Raw genomic sequence first — 26,456 nt, forward strand, 5'->3', positions numbered from 1 at the left:
TCGCGCGGCTCTCTGGCCGCTGCGGACGGAGGTCACCTTAGCGGAAATTCGGGCGCTGTCACGATAGGATAGCGCTGTCAAAAGACATAGCACGTCGTGGACGCGCAATAGCGCGAGCCGGGAAATCGCGAGGTTCCGGGATCGCGCTTCCGCGCCCCGGAATGACAGCCTTCCTTACGCCCTCACCCTCGGCGCAACATCCTGCTCTTGCCCGGCCTTTTGCTCCGCAGCAACCGCGCGCTTATAGCCGTCGCGCTGCTGCAGACGCGACCAATAGGCTGCGACGTTAGGGCCAAAATCCTTGGCAAGCCCGATATTGCTCGCGAGCCGAAGCGCGTAACCGATGACGATGTCGGCGGCGGTGAAGCGGCCCGCGCACAATGTTTCGGCATTCGCCGTCGCTGCCTCAACGGCGCGCAGTCTGCCCAGAAACCATTTCGCGTAATCGGTGGCGACCTGCGGGTTGCGGCGCTCCTCCGGCTCGAGCTGGGTGTATCTCAGCACCAGCGTCTGCGGGAAGGTTAACGTGGCATCGCTGAAATACATCCAGTTCAGGAACGCGCCGTAGGCGGGATCCTCAGGACCGACCATCAACGGCGTCGGGCCGTATGTGATGCCGAGGTAATGGCAGATGCCGGAGGATTCCGTCATCCTGGTCTCGCCGTCGATCATGAAGGGAATGGTGCCGAGCGGATTGAGCGCGAGATAGTCCTTGGCGAAGACGCGCGGCGGGAACGGCAGCATCTTCAATTCATAGGGCAGCCCCATCTCCTCCAGCATCCAGAGCGGACGGAACGAGCGTGCGGCGTCGCAATGATACAGCGTGATCATCAGGCGTTTCCTTTGCTGCCCGGCAGCGTCCCCATCATCTTGCACAGGACCATCAGCATGACCTCGTCGGCGCCGCCGCCGATCGAGGTCAGACGGCTGTCGCGATAGGCGCGGCTGACCGGTGTCTCGTTGGTAAAGCCCATTCCGCCCCAGTATTGCAAGCAGGCGTCGGTGAGCTCGCGGCCGAGCCGGCCGGCCTTCAGCTTGGCCATGGTCGCAAGCCGCGTCACATCCTCGCCGGCGACCAGCTGCTCGCCGGCGCGATAGATCAGCGCGCGCAGGAGCTCGACCTCGGTCTGCATCTCCGCGAGCTTGAAGTGCACGACCTGGTTGTCGAGGATGGACTTCCCGAAGGCTTTGCGGTTGCGGGTGTATTCGATGGTCTGGTCGATGATGTATTCGTGCGCCTTCAGACAGGCGGCCGCGCCCCACAAGCGCTCCTCCTGGAACTGGATCATCTGGTAGGTAAAACCCTGGCCCTCCTCGCCGATCCGGTTGCGCTTGGGCACGCGGACATTGTCGAAGAAGATCTGCGCGGTGTCGGACGAGCGCATCCCCATCTTGTCGAGTTTGCGCGCGACGGTGACGCCCTTGCTCTTCATAGGCACGCAGATCAGTGACTTGTTGCGGTGAACGGGGCCGTCGCCGGTGTTTGCGAGCAGGCAGATCCAGTCGGCCTGGGTGCCGTTGGTGATCCACATCTTGCCGCCATTGATGACGTAATCGTCGCCGTCGGAGCGCGCACTCGTCTTGATCGAGGCGACGTCCGAGCCTGCGCCCGGCTCGGAGACGCCGATGCAGGCGACGTAATCGCCCGAGATCGAGGGCGCCAGGAATTCGCGCCGCACCTCATCCGAGCCGAACCGCGCCAATGCCGGCGTCGCCATATCGGTCTGCACTCCGATCGCCATCGGCACGCCGCCGCAGGTGATGGCGCCCAGTTCCTCCGCCATCATCAGCGCGTAGGAATAGTCGAGGCCCGAGCCGCCGAATTCGACCGGCTTGTTCAGGCCGAGGAAGCCGAGGCTGCCCATCTTCTTGAACAGCTCGTGCGCCGGGAAGATGTCGGCCTTCTCCCACGCGTCGACGTGCGGATTGATCTCGTTGGCGATGAATCTTTGTAGCGAGCGGCGGATGTCGTCGTGGTCGGCGGTGAATAACATTCTCTCTCAGCCTCGTCATTCCGGGACGCGCCCCTTGGCGCGGGCCCGGAATCCATAACCTCCGCTTGTGGTTATGGATTCCGGGCTCGCTCCGCTTCGCTCGCGCCCCGGAATGACGCGAGGAGAGAGCGTTCAAAGCCCCATTTGCCGCGACGCCAGATCCTTCATGATCTCCTCGGTGCCGCCGCCGATGGCGTTGACCTTGACCTCGCGGTAGATGCGCTCGGCCTTGATGCCGCGCATGAAGCCGGCGCCGCCGAAGATCTGCACGGCCTCCGAGGCGCAGAACGCCATGGTCTGCGTCGCCTGGTTCTTCATCATGCAGATTTCGGCGACCGGGCTCTCGCCCTGCTCGAGCCGCCAGGCCAGCATCTCCAGCATGGCTTGCGATGCCGCCACCTTCTGCGCCATGTCGACGATCTTGTGGCGGATGACCTGGTGCTGCGCGAGCGGCTTGCCGAAGGTCGTGCGCTCTTTGGCATAGGCGATCGCCTCGTCGAGACAGACCCGCGCGAAGGCGGTGCAGCTCGCGGCCATGCCCATGCGCTCGCTGTTGAAGTTCTGCATGATGATCTTGAAGCCCTGGCCCTCCTCGCCGATCAGATTTTCGGCCGGCACACGGCATGCGTCGAAATGCAGCGTCGCGGTGTCGGAGGCCCACCAGCCCATCTTCTTCAGCTTGGTCCTGGACAGGCCGGGCGTGTCGCCTTCGATCAGGAGCAGGCTGACGCCGCCGGCGCCCTCGCCGCCGGTCCGCACCGCAACGGTCAGATAATCGGCACGCATCCCCGAGGTGATGAAGGTCTTCTCCCCGCTCACGACGTAGTCATCGCCGTCGCGACGCGCCCGGGTGCGCAGGTTCGCAACGTCCGAGCCGCCGCCCGGCTCGGTGATCGCCAGTGCGGAGATCTTCTCGCCTGCCAGCACCTGCGGCAGCACGCGCGCCTTCACCTCGGCGCGTGCGGCCCGCGCGATCGGGGGAGAGCCGATCGTATGGCTCATCAGGCTGGCGCTGACGCCGCCTGCGCCGGCGCGCGCAAGCTCCTGGCTCGCCACGATCTTCATGAATTGGTCGGCGGCGATGCCGCCATATTTTTCCGGGAATCCAAGTCCCAAGAGGCCAATTTCGGCCGCCTTGCGATAGAGCGTGCGCGGGAATTCGCCCGCTTCGTCCCATTGATGGGCAAAGGGCGCGATCTCCTTCTCGACGAAGCGCCGCATCACGTCGCGGAACGCGTCGTGCTCGGCGGTATAGAACGGGCTCTTCATCGCGAGACTTGCCTCGAACGGTTTCGTCTCAGCCACCATGGCTCTAACCTGGGCCGTTCACTTGCGCGGAGTGGCTGATCGGGCGCGAACGCTTCGAGCAAGCCAGCAACGCACCCCCAGCGGATTGCTGTCACAGCGTCAGAAACAACGCGAACGGCTCTTCCACCGTGCGGCGCAAGTGCTTTCGATACAAGGCGTGGTTGGGATCCTCGGGCGCAACCCGGCCCAAGGAGGGTTTTGGAATATTCCTGAGCGGCACATAGGCGATCGGCGCCGCGATCGGCGTGAGCTGCGAGCCGGGCCCGGCGCGCAGCGTCGAGATGATGCCGTACATCTCGCCTGATACCGTCGGCCGCGACACCGTGATCACGCGGTGCTGGCCGTGCTTGATGATGACGAGGTAGATGAAGCCGGACTGATGGGGAACGGCGACCTCGCCGGTATGCTCGTAGGCGGCATCGGTCCGATCGCCCTCGCGGAAGACCAGCGACGAGAGCTTCGGCTCCCAGGCGATCTCAGTGCGATAGGCGAAGATCGCATCCTTGTCGCCGAACGACGGCCGCAGGGTGATGTAGACGTCCTCGAGCCAGGTCACTGCGCGGTGGGCATAAGAGCCGAGGCTGTCGGGCGCGACGTCGTTTGCGGCCGGCGGCGTCGCCACGATGACGCTCTTGCGCAAGGAGACGCCGAGCGCCTGCTCCAGCCGAACGGTCGTCGCCAGCGTGAACGGCCGCCGGCCGCCGAGCACTTTCTCCAGCGTCGACAGGCTGAGCTTGGCTTGCTCGGCCAGCGCCTGCCGGGACATCCGGCGCCGGGCGAGCTCCTCGCGAATGGTCTCGGCGATCTCGCGGCTCTGCTCGTCCGAAAGCTGCTTGTCCGTGAGTTTGTCCTGCATCTGCATCGTCAGCCCCGCTCCAGGCCGGTCACTCTAGCAGGGCGGACAAACCAGCACAAAACCGCACATGACCGCCCCGGCTCAAACGAGCCTGGGCCGGCCGCGGCGGAACATTGCCGATCATTCTGCTCGCGAAATCCTGCCCCGCCGGCGGATGCTGAGGACCAGCAAACATGCTTCGGAGCAAGCCAAATGAACGCCTACGACACGGCCGATAGCGACGACCACCCGCTGTTGAGCCGCCTCATCAAGGTCGGACTGTTCCTTCTGGCGCAGGGCATCGCCGTGATGCTGGTCGCCTTCCTGGCCCTGCTGGTGAGTTTCGGGGCGAGCTGGTCGGCGACGACCGAACAGGCCAGCCTGCTCCAGCCCGGCGAAGCACGGTCGGGCAGCCTGCTACTGAAAGAGGACGGCACTACCACGGAGGCGATTCGCCTCGGGACCGATATCGACATCACCGTGTCGGGCCCGACCTTGCGCGCCCGCGTCACGCAAGCATTCCGCAACCCGACCAAGGATTGGGTCGAGGCCACCTACGTCTATCCGCTCGCGGCCGGCGGCGCCGTCGACACACTGAAGATGGTGGTCGGCGACCGCGTCATCATCGGCGACATCAAGGAACGGCAGCAAGCGCGCGTGATCTACGAGGAGGCGCGCCGCGCCGGCCAGAAGGCCGCGCTCACCGAGCAGGAGCGGCCGAACATCTTCACCAACTCGGTCGCCAATATCGGTCCCGGCGAAACCGTGCTGGTGCAGATCGAGTACCAGGAGCCGGTGCATCAAGTCGGCAACGAATATTCGTTGCGCCTGCCGCTCGTGGTCGGACCGCGCTACAATCCCGCACCGATCATCCAGAGCGTCGATTTCCGCAAGGACGGCTCGGGCTGGGGCGCGACGTCGTCGGACCCGGTGCCGGATCGCGAGCGCATCTCGCCCCCTGTGCTGGATCCCGCCAAACATGCGCCGCTCAATCCGACCAGCATCATTGTGCGCCTGCAGGCCGGCTTTGCGCTCGGCGAGGTCAGGAGCCACCATCACAACGTCAAGACGGAAAGCCCGGATAACATGACGCGCGTGGTGACGCTCGCCGACGGTGCCGTGCCCGCCGACCGTGATTTCGAGCTGACCTGGAAGCCGGCTGCCGAGACAGCGCCGTCGGTCGGACTGTTCCGCGAGCACATCGGCGATGCCGATTATTTGCTCGCCTTCGTCACCCCGCCGAGCGCCGAGCAGGCGGCGCAGAAGCCGCTGCCGCGCGAGGTCGTGTTCGTGATCGACAATTCCGGCTCGATGGGCGGCACGTCCATCGTGCAGGCCAAGGCAAGCCTGCTCTACGCTCTCGGCCGCCTGCAGCCGAATGACCGCTTCAACGTGATCCGCTTCGATGACACCATGGACATGCTGTTTCCGGCCTCCGTGCCGGCCGATGCTGCGCATGTCGGCGAGGCGACCTCCTTCGTCGGCGCCTTGCAGGCGCGCGGCGGCACCGAGATGGTGCCGGCGATGCGCGCGGCACTGGCCGACAGGCTCGGCGACACCGGCATGGTCCGCCAGGTCGTGTTCCTGACCGACGGCGCGATCGGCAACGAGCAGCAATTGTTCGATGCGATCACGACGATGCGCGGCCGCTCGCGCGTCTTCATGGTCGGCATCGGGTCCGCGCCCAACACCTATCTGATGACCCGTGCCGCCGAGCTCGGCCGCGGCGCCTTCACCCATATCGGCTCCACCGAGCAGGTGGAGGAGCGCATGCGCGGCCTGTTCGCCAAGCTGGAGAATCCGGCCGTGACCGGCCTCACCGCAAGGTTTTCCGAGGCCAATGCCGACGTCACCCCGGCGATCATCCCCGACGTCTATCGCGACGAGCCCCTGGTGCTGGCGGCGAGACTCGACAAGCTCGCAGGCTCGCTCGAGATCAAGGGCCGCGTCGGCGACCGTCCGTGGTCGGTGACGCTGCCGCTGCAAAACGCAGCCGAAGGCAAGGGCCTGTCAAAGCTCTGGGCCAGGCGCAAGATCGCCGATGCGGAGGTGGCGCGCACCCTGCGCGAGATGACGCCGGAGGAAGCTGACAAGGCGATCCTGGCGCTGGCGCTCGACCATCAGATCGTCACGCGGCTGACCAGCCTCGTCGCGGTCGACAAGACGCCGAGCCGGCCCGAGGGCGCGCCACTCAAGCTCAGCGAACTGCCGATCAACCTGCCCGCGGGCTGGGACTTCGAGAAGGTGTTTGGCGAGCGGCCGCATCTGACGCCGACGCAGCTGCACGAGCGCCATGCCGATGCGCGCAATCAGCCGGCAACGCGACGGCCGACGCCTGCTACGCCCGATGCGATCCGCCTGCCCAAGACCGCGACCTCGGCCGAGCTGAAGATGATCGCGGGTTTTATCCTGATCGTGCTCGCCCTGATCCTGTTCGTGTTCAAGCGGCGTCGGACCTTGCTCACCGACGCCGCTTGAGAGAGGAGCTCCCCGAACTCCTCTGTTAGCGCGCGCGGCTGCCCGTCCCCTCCAAACGGCCGCGCGCGCCTTTTTTCACTGTCATTGCGAGGAGCGAAGCGACGAAGCAATCCAGACTGCCGCCGCGGAGACAGTCTGGATTGCTTCGCGGAGCCTGTCATCGGGCCGCGCTTCGCGCGGACCCGGTGGCTCGCAATGACGGGAGACGAAACACAATGCCCCGCTTCATCTCTCCGCTGATCCTGGCGCTGATCGGCCTCCTCCTGTTCGGCGACGGCGCCTATATCCACGCCAAGGCGTGGCTGGCGCAGATGCTGCTGGAGCGGGCCTTCGACCGGAGCATTGCCACGGGACAGGCGGTGAAGCCCTGGTCTTGGGCCGACACCTGGCCGGTCGCGCGGATCGAGGTGAAGCGGATCGGCGCCAGCGCCATCGTGCTGGAAGGCACGAGCGGGCAAGCGCTCGCTTTCGGGCCCGGTCATATCCAGCACACGGCTGATGCGGGCGAACGCGGGATCGCCGTCTATGCCGCCCATCGCGACACTCATTTCCGCTTCCTGAAGGATGTTGCCATTGGCGACGTCATCGATGTCACGCGCAGTGACGGTCGACACTTTCGCTATCGCGCGGATTCCTCGGCCGTGGTTCGCTTCGATGCATCCGGCATCGATCCCATGGCACAGGGTTTCGAGCTTGTTCTCGCGACCTGCTGGCCATTCGATGCCGTCACATCCGGACCCGAGCGCTACATCCTGCATGCGACATTGATTGGCGCCGACGGATAGATCGCCGATCGGACTGACACGCACTGATGCGCGCTTCATTCCACCACACGGCATACCAGCCACACAGTTGCCAAAGGACTCGCCATAGAACAGAGTGACGCGACATCAATAAGAACAACAGGTGAGGTCACGCCATGGAAGCCCGTGTGTCTGCTGCGCTCGCATCACGTCCATGGTCTCCGCCGCCAGATGCCAGCGACATCGTCAAGGGCATCCATGCCATGCTGCACCCGCACAACATCGTGCTGGTGGGCGCGACCGACAAGCCCGGCAATTATGCCGAGCGCATCTGGAACAATCTGATCAAATATGGTTTCGAAGGCGGGCTCTATCCGGTCAACGCCAAGCGCGACACCGTCTGGGGCGTTCCCTGCTACAAGGATTTTGCGAGTCTTCCGGAGAAGCCCGATCACGTCCTGGTGCTGGTGCCTGCGCGCTTTGCCGTGCAGGTGATCCGCGATGCCGCCGCAGCCGGCGCGCGTTCGGCCACTATCGTCACCTCCGGCTTCAGCGAGCTGCAGGATGACGAAAGCCAGAAGCTCGCTGCCGAATTGCAGGCTGCGGTGCGCGAGACGGGGCTCGCCGTCACCGGCCCGAACTGCCTCGGCAATTTGAGCGCCGGCGAAAAGCTCTTCACCAATATCGACGATCGCATCGTCACCATGGAACAGGGCGCGGTGGCGATCGCCGGCCAATCCGGCGCGATCGTCATGGCGATCCGCCAGACGCTGGAAGACCGGGGTGTCGGCGTCGGCTACATGGTGACCACGGGCAACGAGGCCGGGCTCGAGACGCCGGATCTGATGCGCTACTTCGCCGAGGATCCGAGCATCAAGGTGATCGTCGTCTACCTCGAAGGCGTGCGCAACACCAAGGCGTTCCGCGATGCCTGCAAGGCGGCGCGCGCGGCGAGCAAGCCCGTGATCGCGCTCAAGCTCGGCGCCTCCGAAGGCGGCCGCGCCGCGGCGATGGCGCATACCGGCGCACTCGCCGGCTCGATCGAGACGTTCGACGCGATCGCGACGCGCGAAGGGGTGATCCGGGTCGGCGGCCTCGACGAGCTGATCGAGACCACCGAGTGCTTCGTGCACGCGGCCGTTCCGAAAGGCGACCGGCTCGCCGCTGTGACGCTGTCCGGCGGCAAGCGCGGCATGCTGATCGACGCATTCTATGCCGCAGGCCTGAATTTCACGCCGCTGAGCCCGCATGTCAGCGCGGAGCTGGCGAAGATGCTCGGCCCCGGCTCGATCGTCGGCAATCCGCTCGATGCCGGCTTCGCCGCAGTGGTCGATCCCTCCGTCTACATGAAATCGATCAAGCTGATGATCGACGACCCCGATATCGACATCGTCATCGTCGATGCCGAGCTGCCGAAGGCGCCGCACGAGCTGCGCGAGCGCAATTTGCGTATCGTCAACGAGATGGCGAGCCAGGCGGGCAAGCCGGTGATCTACATCAGTGCGATGTCGATCGGCTTCACCGAATACACCAAGGGCTTGCGGAAGTCGCTGCCGCATCTCGCGGTCATGCAGGGCATGGACCGCGCGGTGACCGCGATCAAGTCGCTGCTCGCCTATGCGAAGCTGCGCAAGGAGGTGCCCGATATCGTCTCGAGCTCGAAACCCGCCGCCCGCGCCGTGCTGGAGAAGACGTTGAAATCGGCGACCGGTGCTGCGCTCGACGAGGTCGCCTCGAAGAAGCTGCTCAAGGCCTACGGGATCCCGATCTCGAAGGAGGCGATCGCGCAGACTGCGGCGGACGCCGTGAAGATTGCGAAGCAGATCGGTTTTCCGGTCGTGGTAAAACTCGTCAGTGCGGAGATCCTGCACAAGTCCGACATCGGCGGCGTGGTGCTGAACCTCAACAGCGCAGCCGAGGTAAAGAAGGCGTTCGCTGACATCACCGCGCGCGTGGCGAAGCTCAAGGGCAAGCCGAAGCTCGACGGCATCCTGATCGCGCAGCAGGTCAAGGCCGAGCTCGAGCTGGTGGTCGGCGCTTCGCTCGATGCGGAGATGGGGCCGGTCGTGCTGTTCGGCACCGGCGGCATCGACATCGAACTGATGAAGGACGTCGCGCTCGCCGGCGCGCCGCTGGACGAGGCCGAGGCACGGCTCCTGATCGGCCGCACCAAGGCCGGCGTCAAGATGCGCGGCTATCGCGGCAGGCCGGTCTTGCACGAGGCCTCGGCGGTGAAGGCGCTGGTCGGGCTGTCCAACCTGATCGCGGATGCGGGTGATCGCATCGCCTCGATCGACATCAACCCGTTCCTGATCAACACCAGGACGGGTGTGGCCGTCGACGCCCTGATCGTGCTGAACAATGCTGCGGCAAAGCGGGCGGCCGGGCATTGACGTCGCGCCGTGCCGTAGGGTGGATTAGCGCAGCGTAATCCACCAATTCATCCCCAGGCGTACGAGAGATGGTGGCGGGTTACGCTTCGCTAACCCGCCCTACGTAACATCGCGGGCTCCTTCCAACTTCCCCGCTTTGGCCGTAAAATCGCCCCTGCATGGCACGCGCGAGCAATCTTGTGATCGGAACGGCAACGCTGGTGGCGATCGCCGTGGCGTTCGGTGGCCTGCTCGGCGTGCAGAAATGGCGCACCATCCAGAGCCGCAGCCAGTTGCGCGTGGTGTTCGAGGGCGGCTCCGCCAGCGGACTGCGCCGCGGCGGGCCGGTCAATTTCGACGGGGTGCCCGCCGGCCAGATCCTGTCGATCAAGCTGGATAGTCCGCGCAGGATCGTGGCACTCGTCATGCTCGACAACACCGCGCCGATCCGCAAGGACACCGTGGCCGGAATCGAGTTCCAGGGCCTCACCGGCATTGCCGCGATCTCACTCATCGGCGGCGCCCCCTCTGCACCGCCGGTGCCGCTGGACGCGGACGGCATCCCGGTGCTGACGGCCGATCTCAGCGACGCCGAAACCATCGTCGAAACCCTGCACAGCGTCGACCGCACCATCGTGAACAACGCCCCCGCAATCAAGGAGGGCCTGCACACGTTCGAGACCTATACCGCCGACCTCAGGAGCAAGGGCGCCGAGATCGATTCGGTCATGGCCAAGGTCGACAGCGCCTTTGCGGGCTTCGACAAGGCGGTCGCCAAGATCGAGGGCGCGGTGCCGGGCTTCGTCGACGGCAAGGCCGACGAGCTGTTCGAGAAGATCCAGGGACTGCACGAGCTTGCCGGCACCATGAAGAAGAAGTCGGCGGCCTATCTCGACGACATTCGCCGCTCGCTGCTCGACGTCAGCGAGGCCGCCAACAAGATGAGCGGCACGCCGGCGCCGCCGCGGCCCCCGCGCAGGCCCACCGAGCAGAAGCGGTAGAGCTCTTTCTTACCCTCCCCTGGAGGGTGACGCAGGCCGCAACAGCTCAGTAATTGCTGGCCGCCGCGCCGTTCGGGATGCCGTCGATCGGACATTCCTCGGTACCTGGAGTCGCGCGGGTCATTGCCTCGACCATGTCGCGCGTGCCTTCGGGATCCCTGATCCAGTTCTTGTAGAAATCATACGGGCACGCAGCGACGCCGCGCGGGCTGTCGCCGGAATTGATCATGCCGGTATAGCCGCGGTGAACCAGCTTGTAGAGATGGTTCTGCGACTGGCCGTTGCGGCGCGCGTCGCGGATCAGGTGTTTCGACAGCTGGGCGTACTGGATGCCGTAATCCTCCTCGCCGCATTCGCCGAGCGTGCGGCCGTCGAAACCGATGATCGCGGAGTGGCCGAAATAGGAGTAGACGCCGTCGAAGCCGGCGGCATTGGCGACCGCGACATAGACGTTGTTGGCCCAGGCCATCGCCTTGGAGATCATGACCTGCTGCTCCTTGGCCGGATACATGTAGCCCTGGCAGCGCACGATCAGCTCCGCGCCCTTCATGGCGCAGTCGCGCCAGATCTCGGGATAATTGCCGTCGTCGCAGATGATCAGGCTGACCTTCAGACCCTTGGGCCCCTCGGAGACATAGGTGCAATTGCCGGGGTACCAGCCTTCGATCGGTACCCAGGGCATGATCTTGCGATACTTCTGCACGATCTCGCCCTTGTCGTTCATGAGGATCAGGGTGTTGTAGGGCGCCTTGTGCGGATGCTCCTCGTGACGCTCGCCGGTGAGCGAGAAAACGCCCCACACTTTGGCCTTGCGGCAGGCCTCGGCGAAGATCGCGGTCTCCTCGCCCGGCACCATTGACGCCGTCTCGTACATCTCCTTGGCATCGTACATGATGCCTTGTGTGGAATATTCCGGGAAGATCACGAGATCCATGCCGGGCAGCCCGACCTTCATGCCGACGATCATGTCGGCGATCTTGCGGGCGTTGTCGAGCACCTCGGCCTTGGTGTGCAGGCGGGGCATCTTGTAATTGACCACCGCGACGCCGACCGTGTCGTTGCTGCTGGAGATGTCACCGTGAAGCATGTGGAGCGCTCCTGTTGTCTGATGCTGGCGTGGGTTAGTGGCTGATCATCCAAGGGCGTGCGGTCGGAAAGCCCTTGGCGCCGCTCCTGGTCTTGGTCATCAGCCGCGCCGGCTTTTTCCTGTCCGCCGCGCTCTTGTCCTTCACGGTCTTGCCCGAGGAGCAGCAGCCGCAGCCCGGGCCGTGCGAGGCCTTGTATTGCGCCAGCGTCTGCGGTGCGTGCGTGCTGCGGTCGTTGACGGCGTGCGCCTTGCGCTTCTCCGCCGGCATGCAGAAGAAGTTCGGCGCCGTCAGGATGACGCGGGGCGCCATCGTCTCGCAGTGTGGGCAGCTCTGCGGATCGTCGCATTCCGCCATCGGGCGCAGGTCCTTGAAGGGACCGCAATCGTCACAGAGATATTCGTAGACCGGCATCGCATCACCTACGCTCTTGCCTGTTCACACAACTCGCTGCCACCGCGCGTCGGGGACAGCCCCTCACCCCGCCCTCTCCCCGTGAGAACGGGGAGAGGGAGCGCGGCGTCACTTGTCCGGCGAGATCGGCATCTGAATGTCGCCGGTGATGTGCTTGATGGGTCCGGCCGCCGACGGCATCACGTCGAAGTCGAATATCTCGGTCGGCAGCCATAGCGTGGCGCAGGCGTTGGGCACGTCGACCACGCCGGAGATGTGGCCCTGGCACGGCGCGGTGCCGAGGATCGAATAGGCCTGGGCGCCGGAATAGCCGAACTTCTTGAGATACTCGATCGCATTCAAGCAGGCCTGGCGATAGGCGACGTGGACGTCGAGATAATGCTGCTTGCCGGCCTCGTCCACCGAGATGCCCTCGAAGATCAGATAGTCCTTGTAGTTCGGCGTGATCGGCGACGGCTTGAAGATCGGATTCTTGATGCCGTATTTCGACATGCCATCCTTGATCACCTCGACCTTCAGGTGCAGCCAGCCCGCCATCTCGATGGCACCGCAGAAGGTGATCTCGCCGTCGCCCTGGCTGAAGTGCAAATCGCCCATCGAAAGGCCCGCGCCGGGCACGTAGACCGGGAAGTAGATCTTCGAGCCGCGCGAGAGATCCTTGATGTCGCAATTGCCGCCATGCTCCCGCGGCGGCACGGTGCGCGCACCTTCGGCGCCGATCTTGGCTTTCACATCGCCCTTGGCGCGGCCGCCATGGGCCGTGGCCGCGAATGGCGGATTGGCGAGGCCGGGAACGCGGGTCGGGTTGGTCGAGATCAGCTCGGCCTCGCGCTTATTCCAGGTGTCCAGCATCTTCGGATCGGGCAGACAGCCGATCAGGCCGGGATGGATCAGACCGGCAAAGTTGACGCCGGGCACGTGACGCGACGAGGTGTAGAGACCTTTGATGTCCCAGATCGACTTCTGCGCCAGCGGGAAGTGGTCGGTGAGGAAGCCGCCGCCGTTCTGCTTGGAGAAGAAGCCGTTGAAGCCCCACAGGCTCTCCTTGAGCGGACCGACGTCGAGCAGGTCGACGACGAGAAGGTCGCCGGGCTCGGCGCCCTTGACGCCGATCGGGCCGGAGAGGAAGTGCACGATCGACAGGTCGATGTCGCGCACGTCGTCGGCGGAATCGTTGTTCTTGATGAAGCCGCCGGTCCAGTCATAGGTCTCGATGATGAAATCGTCGCCGGGATTGACCCAGGCCACGATCGGGATGTCGGGGTGCCAGCGGTTGTGCACCATGTCGTTTTCATAGGCCGACTTGGTGAGATCGACCTTGATCAGTGTCTCTGGCATCGAGATGCTCCCCTTTTACACGGTTGGTTAGACGGACAGATATTTCGAGACCTGCGCGGCATCGACGGCATCGCGCGGATCATCGCGCACGATCTCGCCGTTCTCGATCACCAGCACGCGATCGGCGATGTCGAGCGCGAAACTGAGGACCTGCTCGGACACGACGATCGACAGCCCCTTCTCGTCGCGGATGCGCTTCAACGTGCGCGCCATCTCCTTGATGATCGAGGGCTGGATGCCTTCGGTCGGCTCGTCCAGCAGCAGCACCTTCGGCTTGGTGGCGAGCGCGCGCGCGATCGCCAATTGTTGCTGTTGTCCGCCGGAGAGATTGCCGCCACGGCGGCCCTTCATCTCCAGCAGCACCGGGAACAGTTCGTAGATGTCGTCAGGCACCTCGGAGCCGCCGGAGACGACGAGCCCGGTCTCGATGTTCTCCTTCACCGTCATGGTGGAGAAGATCATGCGGCCCTGCGGCACATAGGCGAGACCCTTGGCGACGCGCTCAAAGCTCTTGAGGTTGCCGAGCTCGGCGCCATCCATGTTCACCGAGCCGCTTTTGGCCGGCAGGATGCCCATCAGCGACTTCATCAGCGTGGTCTTGCCCATGCCGTTGCGGCCCATGATCGCAACGATCTCGTTCGCCGCGACCTTGACGTTGAGCCCGTGCAGCACCTCGCTCTGGCCGTAGGCGACGTGGAGATCGGAAATAGCCAGCATCAGCCTGCTCCTTGTTTCTTGCGCATGATCTTGTCCGGAAACCGGACGCCACTTTCCGGGATCATGCGCTAGTGACCGAGGTACACTTCGATGACCTTGGGATCGTTCTTCACCTTCTCCATCGTCCCCTCCGAGAGGATCTGGCCCTGGTGCAGCACGGTGACCTTGTGCGCGATGTCCTCGACGAACTTCATGTCGTGCTCGATCACCAGCACCGAACGGTTCTTGATGATGCGGTTGAGCAGCTCGGCGGTCTTGGCGCGCTCGGACACGCTCATGCCGGCGACGGGCTCGTCGAGCATCAAGAGGTCGGGATCCTGGATCAGCAGCATGCCGATCTCGAGCCACTGCTTCTGGCCGTGGCTGAGCTCGTCGGCATAGGTGTTGAGCTTGTCCTTGAGGAAGATCATCTCGGCGACCTCCTCGACCCGGTCCTTCACCAGCTGATCGCGCTGAAAGGTCAGCGAGCCGAACACGGTGCGGCCGCGCGGAAACGAGATCTCGAGGTTCTCGAACACGGTCAGATCCTCGAACACCGACGGCGTCTGGAACTTGCGCCCGACGCCGGTCTGCACGATCTCGTTCTCCCTCATCTTCGTGAGCTCCTTGCCACGAAACTGGATCGAGCCCGAGGTCGCCCTGGTCTTGCCGCAGATCAAATCGAGCACCGTGGTCTTGCCGGCGCCGTTGGGGCCGATGATGACGCGGATCTCGTTCTCCTCGACATAGAAGGAGAGGTCGTTGACCGCCTTGAACCCGTCGAACGAGACGGTGAGGCCGGAGACCGCGAGCAGGAAGTCCTTGGGCTGGTGTCCAATAAGCATGATCGCCTCCTCACTCTGCCGGCGCGCCGTCGGCAACGGAATTGTCGGTCCAGCCGGCCTTCGGCTTGTGCGAGGCGAACAGCCGGTCGATGCGCGGCTGCACGTAATCGGCCCAGAGCCCGGACAAGCCGTTCGGGAAAGCAAGCACGACCGCGATGAACAGCGCGCCGAGGCCGAACAGCCAGAGTTGCGGGAAGGATTCCGACAGGCTGGTCTTGGCGAAGTTCACCAGGATGGCGCCCCAGACCGCGCCGAAGATCGACATCCGCCCGCCGACCGCGGTGTAGATCACCATCTCGATCGACGGCACGATGCCGACGAAGGACGGCGACATGAAGCCGACGTTGAGCGCGAACATGGCCCCACCGATCGCGGCGAAGACCGCAGCCATGCAGAAGGCGAAGATCTTGAAATTGGCGACGCTGTAGCCGGAGAAGCGGACGCGATCCTCCTGCTCGCGCATCGCCACCAGGATACGGCCGAGCTTGGTCAGGCGGATGAACTGCGCGATGCCGATGCAGGCGAACAGCAGCACCACCTCGACGAAGTACAGGATGATCTTGGCGTGATCGGGCCGGATGTCCCAACCCTTCAGCGTGCGCAGATCGGTCATGCCGTTGATGCCGCCGGTATAGCCCTGCTGGCCGACGATGAGGATGGTCAGGATGGCGGCGACGGCCTGGGTGATGATCGCGAAATAGGTGCCGCCGACGCGGCGCTTGAACATCGCGGTGCCGATGATCAGAGCGAAAAGGCCGGGCACCATGATGATGGCGAGGATGGTGAAGGTGAGGCTGTGAAACGGCTGCCAGAAGAACGGCAGCGCCGTGATCTGATTCCAGTCCATGAAATCGGGGATGCCGGGCGTCGACTGGATCTTGGTGTTCTCGACGCTTGAGGCCTCGAGCTTGAGGAACATCGCCATGCAATAGCCGCCGAGGCCGAAGAACACGCCCTGCCCCAGGCTCAAGATGCCGCCGTAGCCCCAGCACAGCACGAGGCCGATCGCGACGAAGGCGTAGGTCAGATATTTCGCGACCAGGTTGAGGCGGAACACGTCCAGCGTCAGCGGCAGGATCACGAACAGCACGGCGGCGAGCGCAATGAAGCCCATCAGTTCGGATCGGTTGAAGAAGCGTGAATTGATGATCATGACTTGCCTGCTTCTCGTTATTTGCGGACCTTGAGGGCGAACAGACCCTGCGGCCGCAGCATCAGGATGCCGACGACGGCGAGCAGCGTGAGCACCTTGGCCATCGAGCCCGACATGAAGAACTCGAGCGTCGATTGCGTCTGCGAGATCGAGAAGGCCGAGGCGATGGTGCCGAGCAGGCTGGCGGCGCCGCCGAACACGACGACGAGGAAAGTGTCGACGATGTAGAGCTGGCCCGACGTCGGCCCGGTCGAGCCGATCATGGTGAAGGCGCTGCCGGCGACACCGGCGATGCCGCAGCCAAGGCCGAAGGTGTAGCGGTCGACCTTCTCGGTGTTGATGCCAACCGCGCCGGCCATGATGCGGTTCTGCACGACCGCGCGGACCTGGCGGCCCCAGCGCGACATGTAGAGGACGTAGGCGACGGCGATGGTGATCAGCACGGTGAGGCACATCACGAAGACGCCGTTGATCGGCACCTCGATGCTGTCGGTGACGCGGAGCGAGCCCAGCATCCATTGCGGCAGCTCGACTCCGACCTCGCGCGCGCCGAACACCGAGCGATAGGCCTGCTGCAGCATCAGGCTGAGGCCCCAGGTGGCGAGCAGCGTATCGAGCGGGCGCTTGTAGAGGTGCCGTATCAACACCCACTCCACCAACATCCCCAAGGCGCCGGAGGCGAAGAAGGCCAGGATCATCGCGAGGAAGAAGTAGCCGCTGAACAGGCTCGGCAAATAGGCCTGGAAGAGATTGGAGGTCATCCAGGTGACGTAGGCCCCGAGGATCATGAACTCGCCATGGGCCATGTTGATGACGCCCATCTGGCCAAAGATGATCGCAAGGCCGAGCGCCATCAGGACATAGACGGAGAACAGGATCAGTCCGGCAAACCCCTGCATGACGAAGATCGAGCCGAGGTCGCCAATCGAATAGTCGCCGAACATCCATGTCCTCCGTCGGGAAAGGGTCCCGCGTCGCGAGCAGGTTCGCGACGCGGGGGCTTGAGGCATGGACTTGCGATCCACGCCAGGGAGCGGTTTTGCCTTGAGGGGGTGCGACGGGCGCCGCGACTTACCGGTAACGCTTCTTACTGGTAACCCTTCGGGAACGGATCCGGCTCGACGAGATCGGCGGTCTCGTAGATCAGCTCGAACTGGCCATCGAGCTTGGCGCGCCCCACCCGGGTCTTCGACCAGAGGTGATGGTTCTCATGGATGCGCACATAGCCCTCCGGCGCGCCCTTGAACTCGACGTCGGTCGAAGCCGTGGCGATCTTGTCGACGTCGAAAGAGCCGGCCTTTTCGACCGTCAGCTTCCACAGCCACGGGCCGAGATAGGCAGCCTGGGTGACGTCTCCGATCACGGTCTTCTCGCCCCACATCTTCTTGAACGCCGAGACGAAAGCCTTGTTGTTCGCATTGTCGAGCGACTGGAAGTACTTCATGCAGGCATAGGCGCCCGCGATGTTCTCGCCGCCGATACCGTCGATCTCGTCCTCGGTCACCGAGATCGTCAGCAGTGCCTGCTTGGAGAGATCGATGCCGGCCGCCTTGAGCTGCTTGTAGAAGGCGACGTTGGAGCCGCCGACGACGTCGGTGAAGATCACGTCCGGCTTGGTCAGCTTGATCTTGTTGATGACAGAGTTGAACTGCGTCGAGCCGAGCGCATAATATTCCTCGCCGACGACCTTGCCCTTGAGCACGTTTTCGACGTGCTTGCGCGCGATCTTGTTGGAGGTGCGCGGCCAGATGTAATCCGAGCCGATGAAGAAGAAGGACTTGGCGCCCTTCTCCTTGGCGATCCAGTTCAGGCCGGCGAGAATCTGCTGGGTCGCTTCCTGGCCGGTATAGATGACGTTCTTGGACTGCTCGAGGCCTTCGTAGAAGGTCGGGTAGTAGAGCATGCCGTTATATTGCTCGACGACCGGCAGCACCGCCTTGCGCGAGGCCGAGGTCCAGCAGCCCATGATCGCCGCGACCTTGTCGTTGACGAGGAGCTTCTTCGCCTTCTCGGCGAAGGTCGGCCAGTCCGATGCGCCGTCCTCCTGGATGAATTTGATCTTGCGGCCGAGCACGCCGCCGGCCGCGTTGATCTGCTCGATCGCAAGCTTTTCGGCCTGGATCGAGCCGGTCTCGGAGATCGCCATGGTGCCGGTCGCCGAATGCAGGATGCCGACCGTGACCTCGGTGTCGGTGACGGCCAGACCCGTGGTGTTGACCGCCGAGGTCGCCGGCGCCTGCGCAAATGACCCGCGCGGCAGCATGGTGATGGCCGGGACCGCGGCCATTCCCATCAATAATTTGCGCCGCAGCGGCGACAACAGGCCCTTGTTTGCTTCGTCTGACATGAGCACCCCACTTTTGTTCGAGAACACGCGATTGGTGCCCGTGAGGATGGCTCGAATTTATGCAGCCCACGCATACGCAAGATCGCGTATACTGCACCGCAAAATGCCGACGTAGGCTTCTGGTACGGAATTTGCGAGGGGTCCGGGTCCGTATCGGGAGTGGGGTTAAGTGGCAGGGCGGCAGCGAATAGACCGCGTCAGGCGCCAGTACAATCAATGGGTCGCCAACCAGACGCTGGAAGATTACGCCCTGCGCTTCACCGCCAAGAGCGCGCGGCGCTGGTCCGCCGCCCGCGTCGCCAACACGGCACTGGGCGCGATCTCGTTCCTGGCGATGGAGGCGATCGGCGGGACCATCACGCTGAACTATGGCGTCACCAACGCGACTGCCGCCATCGTCGTGGTTTCCATCATCATCTTCGGCTGCGGGGTGCCTATTGCGTATTATGCCGCCAAATGCGGCATCGACATCGACCTGCTGACGCGGGGGGCCGGCTTCGGTTACATCGGCTCGACCGTCACCTCGCTGATCTACGCCTCCTTCACCTTCATCTTCTTCGCGATCGAGGCCGTGATCCTCGCCTCAGCGCTCGAGATGTGCTTCGGGATTCCGCGGCCGGTGGGCTATCTCATCAGCGCCGTCGTCATCATCCCGCTGGTGGCCTACGGCATCACGCGATCAGCCGCTTCCAATTGTGGACGCAGCCGCTGTGGGTGATCCTTCACATCATTCCGTTTGCCGCGATCGCCTGGCACAACCCGCGCTCCTTTGCGGAGTGGCACAAGTTCTCCGGCGAGCACGGCGACCTCAACGGGCATTTCGATCTCCTGCTGTTCGGCGTTGCGGCCTCGGTCGTGTTCTCGCTGGTGGCGCAGATCGGCGAGCAGGTCGACTTCCTGCGGTTCCTGCCGCGCGACCGCCGCGCCTCCAGGGCCTCCTGGTGGATGGCGCTGATGAGCGCGGGGCCGGGCTGGATCGTGCTGGGCGCGCTGAAGCTGCTGGCCGGCTCGTTCCTCGCCTTCTTCGCGCTCAGCCACGGCGTGCCGCCCGAAGAAGCCGCCGAGCCGGCACACATGTATCTCGAAGCCTTCCGCTACGTGCTGTCGCAGCCTGACCTCGCTTTGGCCTTGACCGGCACTTTCGTGATCCTGTCGCAGGTCAAGATCAACGTCACCAACGCCTATGCCGGCTCGATCGCCTGGTCGAACTTCTTCTCGCGCTTGACCCACAGCCATCCCGGGCGCGTGGTCTGGCTGGTCTTCAACGTCGTCGTGGCCCTGCTGCTGATGGAGATCGGCGTCTACAAGGCCCTGGAGCAGACGCTGGCGCTCTATTCGAACGTCGCGATCGCCTGGGTCGGCGCGCTGGTCGCCGACCTCGTCATCAACAAGCCGCTCGGACTGCGGCCGCAGCAGATCGAGTTCAAGCGCGCGCATCTCTACGACGTCAATCCGGTCGGCGTGGGAGCGATGACGATCGCGACCATCGTCTCGATCAGCGCCTTCTACGGCCTGTTCGGGCCGACCGCGAAGGCGCTGTCGGCCTTCATCGCGCTCGCCGCGGCCTTCCTCACGGCGCCGTTGATCGCCTGGGCCACGGGCGGCAAATACTACATCGCGCGCAAGCCGAAGCGGAGCTGGCAGAACATCGAGGCGATCCAGTGCTGTATCTGTGAGCACGCGTTCGAGCCGGAAGACATGGCCTCCTGCCCCGCTTACGCCGGCCCGATCTGCTCGCTGTGCTGTTCGCTGGACGCGCGCTGCCACGATCTCTGCAAGCCGCATGCGAGATTCCAGGCGCAGGTGTCGGAGACGCTGGGCCGGCTGATGCCGCAGCCGATCTACGCCCGGATCAACTCGCAAGTCGGCCACTATATCGGCGTGTTCGTGGTCTCCGCCGGCCTGATCGCCCTGGTGCTGGGACTGATCTATCTACAGACGTCGGCGAATGTGCACGGCGACAACGAGCTCGTGTCCGACGTGCTGTGGAAGGTGTTCTTCTCGCTCAGCATCATCATCGGCGTGGTGGCGTGGCTGTTCGTGCTGGCGCAGCAGAGCCGCCGCGCCGCCGAGGCCGAGACGCGGCGGCAGACCGCGCTGCTGATCCAGGAGATCGACGCGCACAAGCGCACCGATGCCGAGCTCCAGCGTGCCAAGGAGGTCGCCGAATCCGCCAACCTCGCCAAGAGCCGCTATGTGGTCGGGCTGAGCCACGAGCTGCGCTCGCCGCTCAATGCGATCAGCGGCTATGCGCAACTGCTCGAGCAGGATACGAGCCTTGGTGCCAAGCCGCGCGACCAAGTCCGCGTCGTCCGCCGCAGCGCCGACCATCTCTCCGGCCTGATCGACGGCATCCTGGACATCTCCAAGATCGAGGCGGGGCGGCTGTATCTGTCGCGCGACGAGGTGCGCTTGAGCGAATTCCTCGACCAGCTCGTCGGCATGTTCCGCCTCCAGGCCGCCGCCAAGGGCATCGACTTCGTGTTCAGGCGGCCGCCGACGCTGCCGCGGGTGGTCTATGCCGACGAGAAGCGGCTGCGTCAGGTGCTGATCAACCTGCTCTCGAACGCCATCAAGTTCACCCAGTCCGGCAGCGTGCAGTTCGTGGTGCACTACCGCAGCCCGGTCGCCGAGTTCGAGGTGATCGACACCGGCCCGGGCATCCAGGGCGGCGACCTCGAACGTATCTTCGCACCATTCGAGCGGGGTGCGCTCGGCGCGTCGCAGCCGCAGACCGGCACCGGCCTCGGGCTCACCATCAGCCGCCTGCTCGCCGGCGTGATGGGCGGGGACATCAAGGTCACGAGCACGGTCGGCACCGGCTCGACCTTCAGGGTCAAGATCCTGCTCTCGGAGGTCGCCAATCCCCAGCGGATCGCGCCGGTGGAGGCGCCGGTCTCAGGCTATCACGGCCCGCGCAAGACCATCCTCGTCACCGACGACGATCCCGTGCATCGCGACCTCCTGCGCGAGGTGCTGACGCCGCTCGGCTTCATCCTGCTCAGCGCACCCGACGGCGCCGGCTGCCTCGCATTGGCGCAGCATTGCCGGCCCGATCTGTTCCTGCTCGACATCTCGATGCCTGCCATGGACGGCTGGGCGGTCGCCGAGGCCTTGCGCGCCAGCGGCCATCATCAGGCCCGCATCCTGATGGTGTCGGCAAGCGCGCTCGAGGCTCATGGCACGCCGCTGGCGCAGCCCTTCCACGACGGCTACCTGATGAAGCCGATCGACATCCCGCGGCTGCTGGCGACGATTCGCCAGCTTCTCAAGATCGAATGGCAATACGGCTCGCATGAGGTCGCGGTGCCGTTCTGGCATCCGGAGACCGGATCGAAGCCGCCGCTGCGGCACATCGAGGCGCTGATCGGGCTCGGCCAGATCGGCTACGTCAAGGGCATCCAGTTGAAGCTGGACGAGATCGGCAGCGAGCACCCCGAGCATGCCGACTTCGTCGCGCAGATGCGGTCGCTGGTCGATCGCTTCGATCTCGACCAGTACATGGACACATTGAAGACGTTGCATGCTTATGAGCATTGAATCGAAGAAGCGCGACGTCGCGCTCGTCGTCGACGATTCCCCGGAGACGCTCCGGCTGCTCACCGACGCGCTCGACAGCGCCGGCATGACGGTGATGGTGGCGCTCGACGGCGCCGCGGCGATGCGCATCATCGACCAGATCACGCCCGACATCATCCTGCTCGATGCCGTGATGCCCGGCATCGATGGCTTCGAGACCTGCCGCCGGCTCAAGCGCGATGCGGGTCTCGCCAATGTCCCAGTCATCTTCATGACGGGTCTGGCCGAAACCGAGCACATCGTGCGTGGATTGGAGGCCGGCGGCGTCGACTACGTGACCAAGCCGATCGTGATCGAGGAGATGCTCGCGCGCATCCGGGTCCATCTCGGCAATGCCCGGCTGACCCAGAGCGCGCGCGCCGCGCTCGACGTCTCCGGCCGTTTCCTGTTCGCGGTCAATCGCCAGGGCAGCGTGCTGTGGGCGACGCCGCAGGCGCAGAAGCTGCTATCCGATCATCACGGCGCGCAGGCCGACGACTTCGTGCTGCCGCCGACGCTGCTGCAATGGCTCGAGCAGGCGAAGGCCAAGAGCGGCTCGAAATCCCAGGCCGCGTCGCTGCCCGATAGTCCGCAGCTCCGCTTCTATTACATGGGCGAGACCGCGCCGAACGAATTCCTGCTGCGGCTGTCCAAGGAAGCCGGCACCGCGCTGCCGCCCGAATTCACCAGCGAGCTCGGCCTCACCACGCGCGAAGGCGAGGTGCTGGCCTGGCTCAGCAAGGGCAAGACCAACCGCGACATCGCACAAATTCTGGGCCTCAGCCCGCGCACCGTCGACAAGCACCTGGAGCAGATCTACGCCAAGCTCGGCGTCGAGAACCGGACCGCCGCGGCCGCGATCGCCGCGAATGCGACGCGGCGGAATTCTTGAGCGTGGTGTAGATGAGTTGAGGCGCTGCCAACCGAGCAAATGGTGTCGTCCCGGACAAGCGCAGCGAAGCGGAGCGCCGATCCGGGACCCATAACCCCAGGGAGTAGTTTGGCGAAGGCTCGGAGTGACCAGCTCGCTCTATAACCACCGCCTGGGAGTATGGGTCCCGGGCTCGCTTCGCGCCCCGGGACGACAGTGGCGATCGCTAACCTCGCCTTACATCGGCATCGTCAACTGTACACAAACGCCTTGTCGTCCAGGTCCGTCTTCGGGATCTCGTCCTTCTCGGTCCAGTAATCCTGGCTGTGCTGCCATTCCGGCTTGTCGCCGCGCTTGGGCAGCAGGTTCATGTTGCGCATCATGTAGCCGGGGTTGAAGTTTTCCGGATCGATCCAGGGCAGGATCGGCATGTTGTGGTCTTCAGGTCGCAGCTTGACCTCGACCTTCTTTGCACCCTTCGCCTTCATGTGCCCGAGCAGCCGGCAAACGAAATCGGCGACGAGATCGACGCGCAGCGTCCAGCTGGCGCGGAAATAGCCGAACACCCAGACCATGTTCGGCACGCCCGTGAACATCATGCCGCGATAGGTGACGGTGTCGCCGAAGGCCAGCGGCTTGCCGTCGATCTCGAAGGCGATATCGCCGAGCGCGGCAAGATTGAAGCCGGTCGCTGTGACGACGACATCGGCCTCAAGCAGCTTGCCGGACTTGAGCTGGATGCCATTCTCGACGAAGCATTCGATCTCGTCGGTGACGACGGAGGCCTTGCCGCTGGCGATGCCCTTGAACAAATCGGCATCCGGCACGAAGGCGATGCGCTGCCGCCACGGCCGGTATTTTGGCGTGAAATGGGTCTCGACGTCGTAGTCGGGACCGAGCACGGCGCTGATCTGGCCGATCAGCTCCTTCTTCACCTGCTCGGGCTTGGACACGCAGAGCTTGGTGAACGCATCCTGCTCGAACAGGATCTTGCGCCGCACGATCTCGTGGATCCAGGCTTCATCGACCTGCAACCGGCGCAGCTCTTCCGCGATCTCGATGGCGTTGCGGCCGAGGCGGAAATAGGTCGGCGAGCGCTGCAGCATGGTGACATGGGCGCACTTGTCGGTGATGTTCGGCACCAGTGTTGCCGCGGTTGCGCCCGAGCCGATCACGACGACCTTCTTGTTCGTGAGGTCGATATCGTCGGGCCAGGTCTGGGGATGGACGATGCGGCCCTTGAAACGGTCCATGCCCTTCCATTCCGGCGTGTAGCCTTCGGAATGCCGATAATAGCCCTGGCACATCCAGAGGAAGTTCGCCGTGAAGGTCCTGGGCTCGCCGGTGTCGGTCGTCACGGCGTCGATGGTCCAGAGATTCTGCTCGCTCGACCAGCTCGCGGAATTGATCTTGTGCTTGTAGCGAATGTGCCGCGCGATATCGTTGTCGTCGATCACCTCCTTCATATAGGAGAGGATCTCTTCGGCGGTCGCAATCGGCGGGCCGACCCAAGGCTTGAAGCTGTAGCCGAAAGTGTGGAGATCGCTGTCGGAGCGAATACCGGGATAGCGATGTGTGCTCCAGGTGCCGCCGAATGTTTCCTGCGTCTCCAGGATGACGTAGCTCGTGCCCGGCAGCTGCTTCTGGATGTGATAGGCGCTACCGATGCCGGATATGCCGGCGCCGACGATCAGCACGTCGAAATGTTCAGAAGCCTGTTTGGCCGTGGCGTGACTGCGAACAGCGACATTCATTGTTGCTTCTATGCCTTGCTTGTCTTTGTGGCCGTCCTTGATTGGACGGCGCGTTTCCTCCGCGACGGGCATGATCACCCGCCGCGCCTCCGCTTCAAAATGACATAGATCAAGTCGCGGTCAAATCACAGTGCCGCACCCCAGCTCCGCGCGGTCTGCAAGATCCAGTCGCGATAGAGCGTCAGCGGCGTCACGCCGGTCAAGCCGCCGCAACCGGCGGCGCCGTTCGGTCCTGTCGACCAGCTGATGAGGCCGACGAGCACGGGACCGTTCGACCTGTCCTCGAACACGGGGCCGCCGGAATCGCCGGTGCAGGCGCCAATTCCGCCGCGAACACCGTTGGTTACGGGATCGACCAGACGAATCTGCAGCGTGCCGGGCTGCCCGGTTGCAACGAGGCCGGCCACGCGCGTGGTGCCGCCGCTCTTGCCATCACCGAGAACCGTGACGCCGATGCCGGCGACGACGAAGCGACTGCCGACCTGAATTGGAATCGTGGGCATGCCGACCGTCACCGTGGATTTTCCCTTCAGTGGAATTTCCAACTGCAGCAGCGCCACGTCGGCGGTGGCGCGATGCGCCTGCATCGCCTGCATGTTGAAGTTCGGATGGATCGCGACGGTGCGCACGTTCAGCAATTGCGGCTGGCCGTCGCCGCCGCGATCGACCACCTTGTAATCCGCGCCCGGCTGCACGCAATGGGCGACCGTCAACACCAGCCTCGGGGCGATCAGGCTGCCGGTGCAGAAATTGCCGCGCGAGCCGACGATGGTGACGACGGCGCGGGCGACGCCATCTGCCTGCGGCGTGCCGCCGCCGACGATGGCGTGAGCGGGCGCAGCGAGCAGCAGCGTAGCTGCGATGAGGGTGGCGAGCTTCTTCATGGGAACACGCATCGGCATCGATGAAGGCGGGCGATTGCTTCGGACTGGCTCTTGCCGATAGCGCATGCTAGCCCTCTTGGAAAGCAATTGACGAGGGCAGGACATTGGCGATCGAGGCGGTGATCTTTGATTTCGGCGGCGTGCTGACGAGCTCGCCCTTCGAGGCGTTCACGCGGTTCGAGACCGAGCGCGGCCTGCCCGCCGATATCATCCGGCGCACCAACGCCGCCAATCATCTGGAAAACGCCTGGGCCAAATTCGAGCGGGCCGAGGTCGACATCGAGACGTTCGACGCATTGTTCGCCGCCGAATCGCTCGCGCTCGGTGCGGAGGTGCGCGGCCGAGACGTGCTGCCGCTGCTGCAGGGCGATCTGCGCCCGGAGATGGTCGAGGCCCTGAAGCGCATCAAGGCGCAATTCAAGACCGGCTGCATCACCAACAATCTGCCGGCCAACGCGATCGGCAGCATGACGGGACGTTCTCTCTACATCGCCGAAGTCATGGTGCTGTTCGATCACGTCATCGAATCCGCCAAGATCGGTCTGCGCAAACCCGATCCACGCATCTACCAGATGATGGTCGAGACGCTGAAGGTCGATCCGAACAATTGCGTCTATCTCGACGATCTCGGCGTCAACCTGAAGCCGGCGCGTCAGATGGGCATGACCACGATCAAGGTGACGAGCGGGGCGCAGGCGATCGCGGAGCTGGAGACGGCGACGGGGCTGAAGCTGGGGTAGTTCGACATACGCCGTCATTGCGAGCGCAGCGAAGCAATCC

The 26,456-nt window shown here is 64.3% G+C and carries 20 protein-coding genes and 1 pseudogene; 7 read left to right on the plus strand and 14 right to left on the minus strand.

Annotation, left to right across the window (positions count from 1 at the left end):
• Nucleotides 1-174: 174 nt before the first annotated feature.
• The 4 genes from I6F37_RS30770 to I6F37_RS30785 form a co-directional block, all read right to left on the minus strand.
• Nucleotides 175-831, minus strand: coding sequence for a glutathione S-transferase family protein (locus tag I6F37_RS30770; RefSeq protein WP_225141236.1), 657 nt, complete (start codon nucleotides 829-831; stop codon nucleotides 175-177).
• Entirely contained in the window at nucleotides 831-1,994 is a 1,164-nt protein-coding gene (locus I6F37_RS30775) for an acyl-CoA dehydrogenase family protein (RefSeq protein ID WP_225153578.1), read from the minus strand. Before I6F37_RS30775 ends, I6F37_RS30770 begins: the two co-directional genes overlap by 1 nt.
• Before the next feature lie 132 nt (nucleotides 1,995-2,126).
• A complete protein-coding gene (locus I6F37_RS30780) occupies nucleotides 2,127-3,263 on the minus strand; it encodes an acyl-CoA dehydrogenase family protein (RefSeq protein WP_225153686.1) in 1,137 nt (378 codons plus the stop codon).
• 130 nt (nucleotides 3,264-3,393) lie between these two features.
• The gene (locus I6F37_RS30785) at nucleotides 3,394-4,164 is read right to left on the minus strand and encodes a helix-turn-helix transcriptional regulator (protein ID WP_225153580.1); all 771 of its coding nucleotides are present in this window, start codon (nucleotides 4,162-4,164) and stop codon (nucleotides 3,394-3,396) included.
• A gap of 186 nt (nucleotides 4,165-4,350) precedes the next feature.
• Here I6F37_RS30785 and I6F37_RS30790 point away from each other — a divergent pair, with 186 nt between their 5' ends.
• The 4 genes from I6F37_RS30790 (at nucleotide 4,351) to I6F37_RS30805 (ending at nucleotide 10,731) form a co-directional block, all read left to right on the plus strand.
• Nucleotides 4,351-6,615, plus strand: a complete 2,265-nt coding sequence (locus I6F37_RS30790) for a marine proteobacterial sortase target protein (protein WP_225153582.1) — start codon at nucleotides 4,351-4,353, stop codon at nucleotides 6,613-6,615.
• Nucleotides 6,616-6,830: 215 nt separating this feature from the next.
• Nucleotides 6,831-7,400 (plus strand): class GN sortase, encoded by a 570-nt coding sequence (locus I6F37_RS30795; RefSeq protein ID WP_225153584.1) that lies wholly within the window; start codon nucleotides 6,831-6,833, stop codon nucleotides 7,398-7,400.
• Between the two features lie 134 nt (nucleotides 7,401-7,534).
• On the plus strand, nucleotides 7,535-9,751 hold the full coding sequence (locus tag I6F37_RS30800; RefSeq protein ID WP_225153586.1) for an acetate--CoA ligase family protein: 2,217 nt from the start codon (nucleotides 7,535-7,537) through the stop codon (nucleotides 9,749-9,751).
• Between the two features lie 158 nt (nucleotides 9,752-9,909).
• On the plus strand, nucleotides 9,910-10,731 hold the full coding sequence (locus I6F37_RS30805; protein ID WP_225153587.1) for an MlaD family protein: 822 nt from the start codon (nucleotides 9,910-9,912) through the stop codon (nucleotides 10,729-10,731).
• A gap of 46 nt (nucleotides 10,732-10,777) precedes the next feature.
• On the opposite strand, the gene I6F37_RS30810 is transcribed toward I6F37_RS30805, so the two are convergent.
• The 8 genes from I6F37_RS30810 to urtA all read right to left on the minus strand — a co-directional run bounded on the left by I6F37_RS30810 (nucleotide 10,778) and on the right by urtA (nucleotide 18,609).
• A complete protein-coding gene (locus I6F37_RS30810) occupies nucleotides 10,778-11,818 on the minus strand; it encodes an aliphatic amidase (RefSeq protein WP_057025957.1) in 1,041 nt (346 codons plus the stop codon).
• A gap of 34 nt (nucleotides 11,819-11,852) precedes the next feature.
• A complete protein-coding gene (locus I6F37_RS30815) occupies nucleotides 11,853-12,230 on the minus strand; it encodes a zinc ribbon domain-containing protein (protein ID WP_225153589.1) in 378 nt (125 codons plus the stop codon).
• Nucleotides 12,231-12,338: 108 nt separating this feature from the next.
• Nucleotides 12,339-13,568, minus strand: a complete 1,230-nt coding sequence (gene fmdA / locus I6F37_RS30820) for a formamidase (protein ID WP_225153591.1) — start codon at nucleotides 13,566-13,568, stop codon at nucleotides 12,339-12,341.
• Nucleotides 13,569-13,595: 27 nt separating this feature from the next.
• Nucleotides 13,596-14,285: an urea ABC transporter ATP-binding subunit UrtE gene (gene urtE, locus I6F37_RS30825; RefSeq protein WP_036002119.1), complete on the minus strand. Its 690-nt coding sequence runs from the start codon at nucleotides 14,283-14,285 to the stop codon at nucleotides 13,596-13,598.
• 68 nt (nucleotides 14,286-14,353) lie between these two features.
• A complete protein-coding gene (urtD, locus tag I6F37_RS30830) occupies nucleotides 14,354-15,109 on the minus strand; it encodes an urea ABC transporter ATP-binding protein UrtD (RefSeq protein ID WP_036023985.1) in 756 nt (251 codons plus the stop codon).
• Between the two features lie 10 nt (nucleotides 15,110-15,119).
• On the minus strand, nucleotides 15,120-16,262 hold the full coding sequence (gene urtC, locus I6F37_RS30835; RefSeq protein ID WP_036023911.1) for an urea ABC transporter permease subunit UrtC: 1,143 nt from the start codon (nucleotides 16,260-16,262) through the stop codon (nucleotides 15,120-15,122).
• 17 nt (nucleotides 16,263-16,279) lie between these two features.
• Nucleotides 16,280-17,206 carry an urea ABC transporter permease subunit UrtB gene (gene urtB, locus I6F37_RS30840; RefSeq protein WP_057025951.1) on the minus strand — a complete coding sequence of 309 codons (927 nt, stop codon included), beginning with the start codon at nucleotides 17,204-17,206 and terminating at the stop codon, nucleotides 16,280-16,282.
• Nucleotides 17,207-17,349: 143 nt separating this feature from the next.
• Complete coding sequence (gene urtA / locus I6F37_RS30845; RefSeq protein WP_225153593.1) at nucleotides 17,350-18,609, minus strand: urea ABC transporter substrate-binding protein; 1,260 nt, start codon at nucleotides 18,607-18,609, stop codon at nucleotides 17,350-17,352.
• 169 nt (nucleotides 18,610-18,778) lie between these two features.
• On the opposite strand from urtA, the pseudogene I6F37_RS30850 reads away from it, so the two are divergent.
• A pseudogene (locus I6F37_RS30850) lies at nucleotides 18,779-22,149 on the plus strand (ATP-binding protein).
• Entirely contained in the window at nucleotides 22,133-23,059 is a 927-nt protein-coding gene (locus I6F37_RS30855) for a response regulator (protein WP_225153595.1), read from the plus strand. Before I6F37_RS30850 ends, I6F37_RS30855 begins: the two are co-directional and overlap by 17 nt.
• Before the next feature lie 230 nt (nucleotides 23,060-23,289).
• Here the strand turns inward: I6F37_RS30855 and I6F37_RS30860 are convergent, their stop codons facing one another.
• Nucleotides 23,290-24,792 carry an NAD(P)/FAD-dependent oxidoreductase gene (locus I6F37_RS30860; protein WP_036002183.1) on the minus strand — a complete coding sequence of 501 codons (1,503 nt, stop codon included), beginning with the start codon at nucleotides 24,790-24,792 and terminating at the stop codon, nucleotides 23,290-23,292.
• Between the two features lie 125 nt (nucleotides 24,793-24,917).
• Nucleotides 24,918-25,676 carry a trypsin-like serine protease gene (locus I6F37_RS30865; protein ID WP_036023917.1) on the minus strand — a complete coding sequence of 253 codons (759 nt, stop codon included), beginning with the start codon at nucleotides 25,674-25,676 and terminating at the stop codon, nucleotides 24,918-24,920.
• A 104-nt stretch (nucleotides 25,677-25,780) separates the two neighbouring features.
• Between I6F37_RS30865 and I6F37_RS30870 the strand changes: the two genes are divergently transcribed.
• A complete protein-coding gene (locus tag I6F37_RS30870; protein WP_036002146.1) occupies nucleotides 25,781-26,416 on the plus strand; it encodes an HAD-IA family hydrolase in 636 nt (211 codons plus the stop codon).
• Nucleotides 26,417-26,456: the final 40 nt, after the last annotated feature.

It is taken from the genome of Bradyrhizobium sp. NBAIM08 (genome assembly GCF_020193935.1).
GTDB classification, from domain to species: Bacteria; Pseudomonadota; Alphaproteobacteria; order Rhizobiales; family Xanthobacteraceae; genus Bradyrhizobium; species Bradyrhizobium yuanmingense.

Bases quoted from the DNA above. Each gene is read 5' to 3' on its own strand.
- I6F37_RS30770 (WP_225141236.1), bottom strand. From the start codon at position 831: ATGATCACGCTGTATCATTGCGACGCCGCACGCTCGTTCCGTCCGCTC.
- I6F37_RS30775 (WP_225153578.1), bottom strand. From the start codon at position 1,994: ATGTTATTCACCGCCGACCACGACGACATCCGCCGCTCGCTACAAAGA.
- I6F37_RS30780 (WP_225153686.1), bottom strand. From the start codon at position 3,263: ATGAAGAGCCCGTTCTATACCGCCGAGCACGACGCGTTCCGCGACGTG.
- I6F37_RS30785 (WP_225153580.1), bottom strand. From the start codon at position 4,164: ATGCAGATGCAGGACAAACTCACGGACAAGCAGCTTTCGGACGAGCAG.
- I6F37_RS30790 (WP_225153582.1), top strand. From the start codon at position 4,351: ATGAACGCCTACGACACGGCCGATAGCGACGACCACCCGCTGTTGAGC.
- I6F37_RS30795 (WP_225153584.1), top strand. From the start codon at position 6,831: ATGCCCCGCTTCATCTCTCCGCTGATCCTGGCGCTGATCGGCCTCCTC.
- I6F37_RS30800 (WP_225153586.1), top strand. From the start codon at position 7,535: ATGGAAGCCCGTGTGTCTGCTGCGCTCGCATCACGTCCATGGTCTCCG.
- I6F37_RS30805 (WP_225153587.1), top strand. From the start codon at position 9,910: ATGGCACGCGCGAGCAATCTTGTGATCGGAACGGCAACGCTGGTGGCG.
- I6F37_RS30810 (WP_057025957.1), bottom strand. From the start codon at position 11,818: ATGCTTCACGGTGACATCTCCAGCAGCAACGACACGGTCGGCGTCGCG.
- I6F37_RS30815 (WP_225153589.1), bottom strand. From the start codon at position 12,230: ATGCCGGTCTACGAATATCTCTGTGACGATTGCGGTCCCTTCAAGGAC.
- fmdA (WP_225153591.1), bottom strand. From the start codon at position 13,568: ATGCCAGAGACACTGATCAAGGTCGATCTCACCAAGTCGGCCTATGAA.
- urtE (WP_036002119.1), bottom strand. From the start codon at position 14,285: ATGCTGGCTATTTCCGATCTCCACGTCGCCTACGGCCAGAGCGAGGTG.
- urtD (WP_036023985.1), bottom strand. From the start codon at position 15,109: ATGCTTATTGGACACCAGCCCAAGGACTTCCTGCTCGCGGTCTCCGGC.
- urtC (WP_036023911.1), bottom strand. From the start codon at position 16,262: ATGATCATCAATTCACGCTTCTTCAACCGATCCGAACTGATGGGCTTC.
- urtB (WP_057025951.1), bottom strand. From the start codon at position 17,206: ATGTTCGGCGACTATTCGATTGGCGACCTCGGCTCGATCTTCGTCATG.
- urtA (WP_225153593.1), bottom strand. From the start codon at position 18,609: ATGTCAGACGAAGCAAACAAGGGCCTGTTGTCGCCGCTGCGGCGCAAA.
- I6F37_RS30855 (WP_225153595.1), top strand. From the start codon at position 22,133: ATGCTTATGAGCATTGAATCGAAGAAGCGCGACGTCGCGCTCGTCGTC.
- I6F37_RS30860 (WP_036002183.1), bottom strand. From the start codon at position 24,792: ATGAATGTCGCTGTTCGCAGTCACGCCACGGCCAAACAGGCTTCTGAA.
- I6F37_RS30865 (WP_036023917.1), bottom strand. From the start codon at position 25,676: ATGAAGAAGCTCGCCACCCTCATCGCAGCTACGCTGCTGCTCGCTGCG.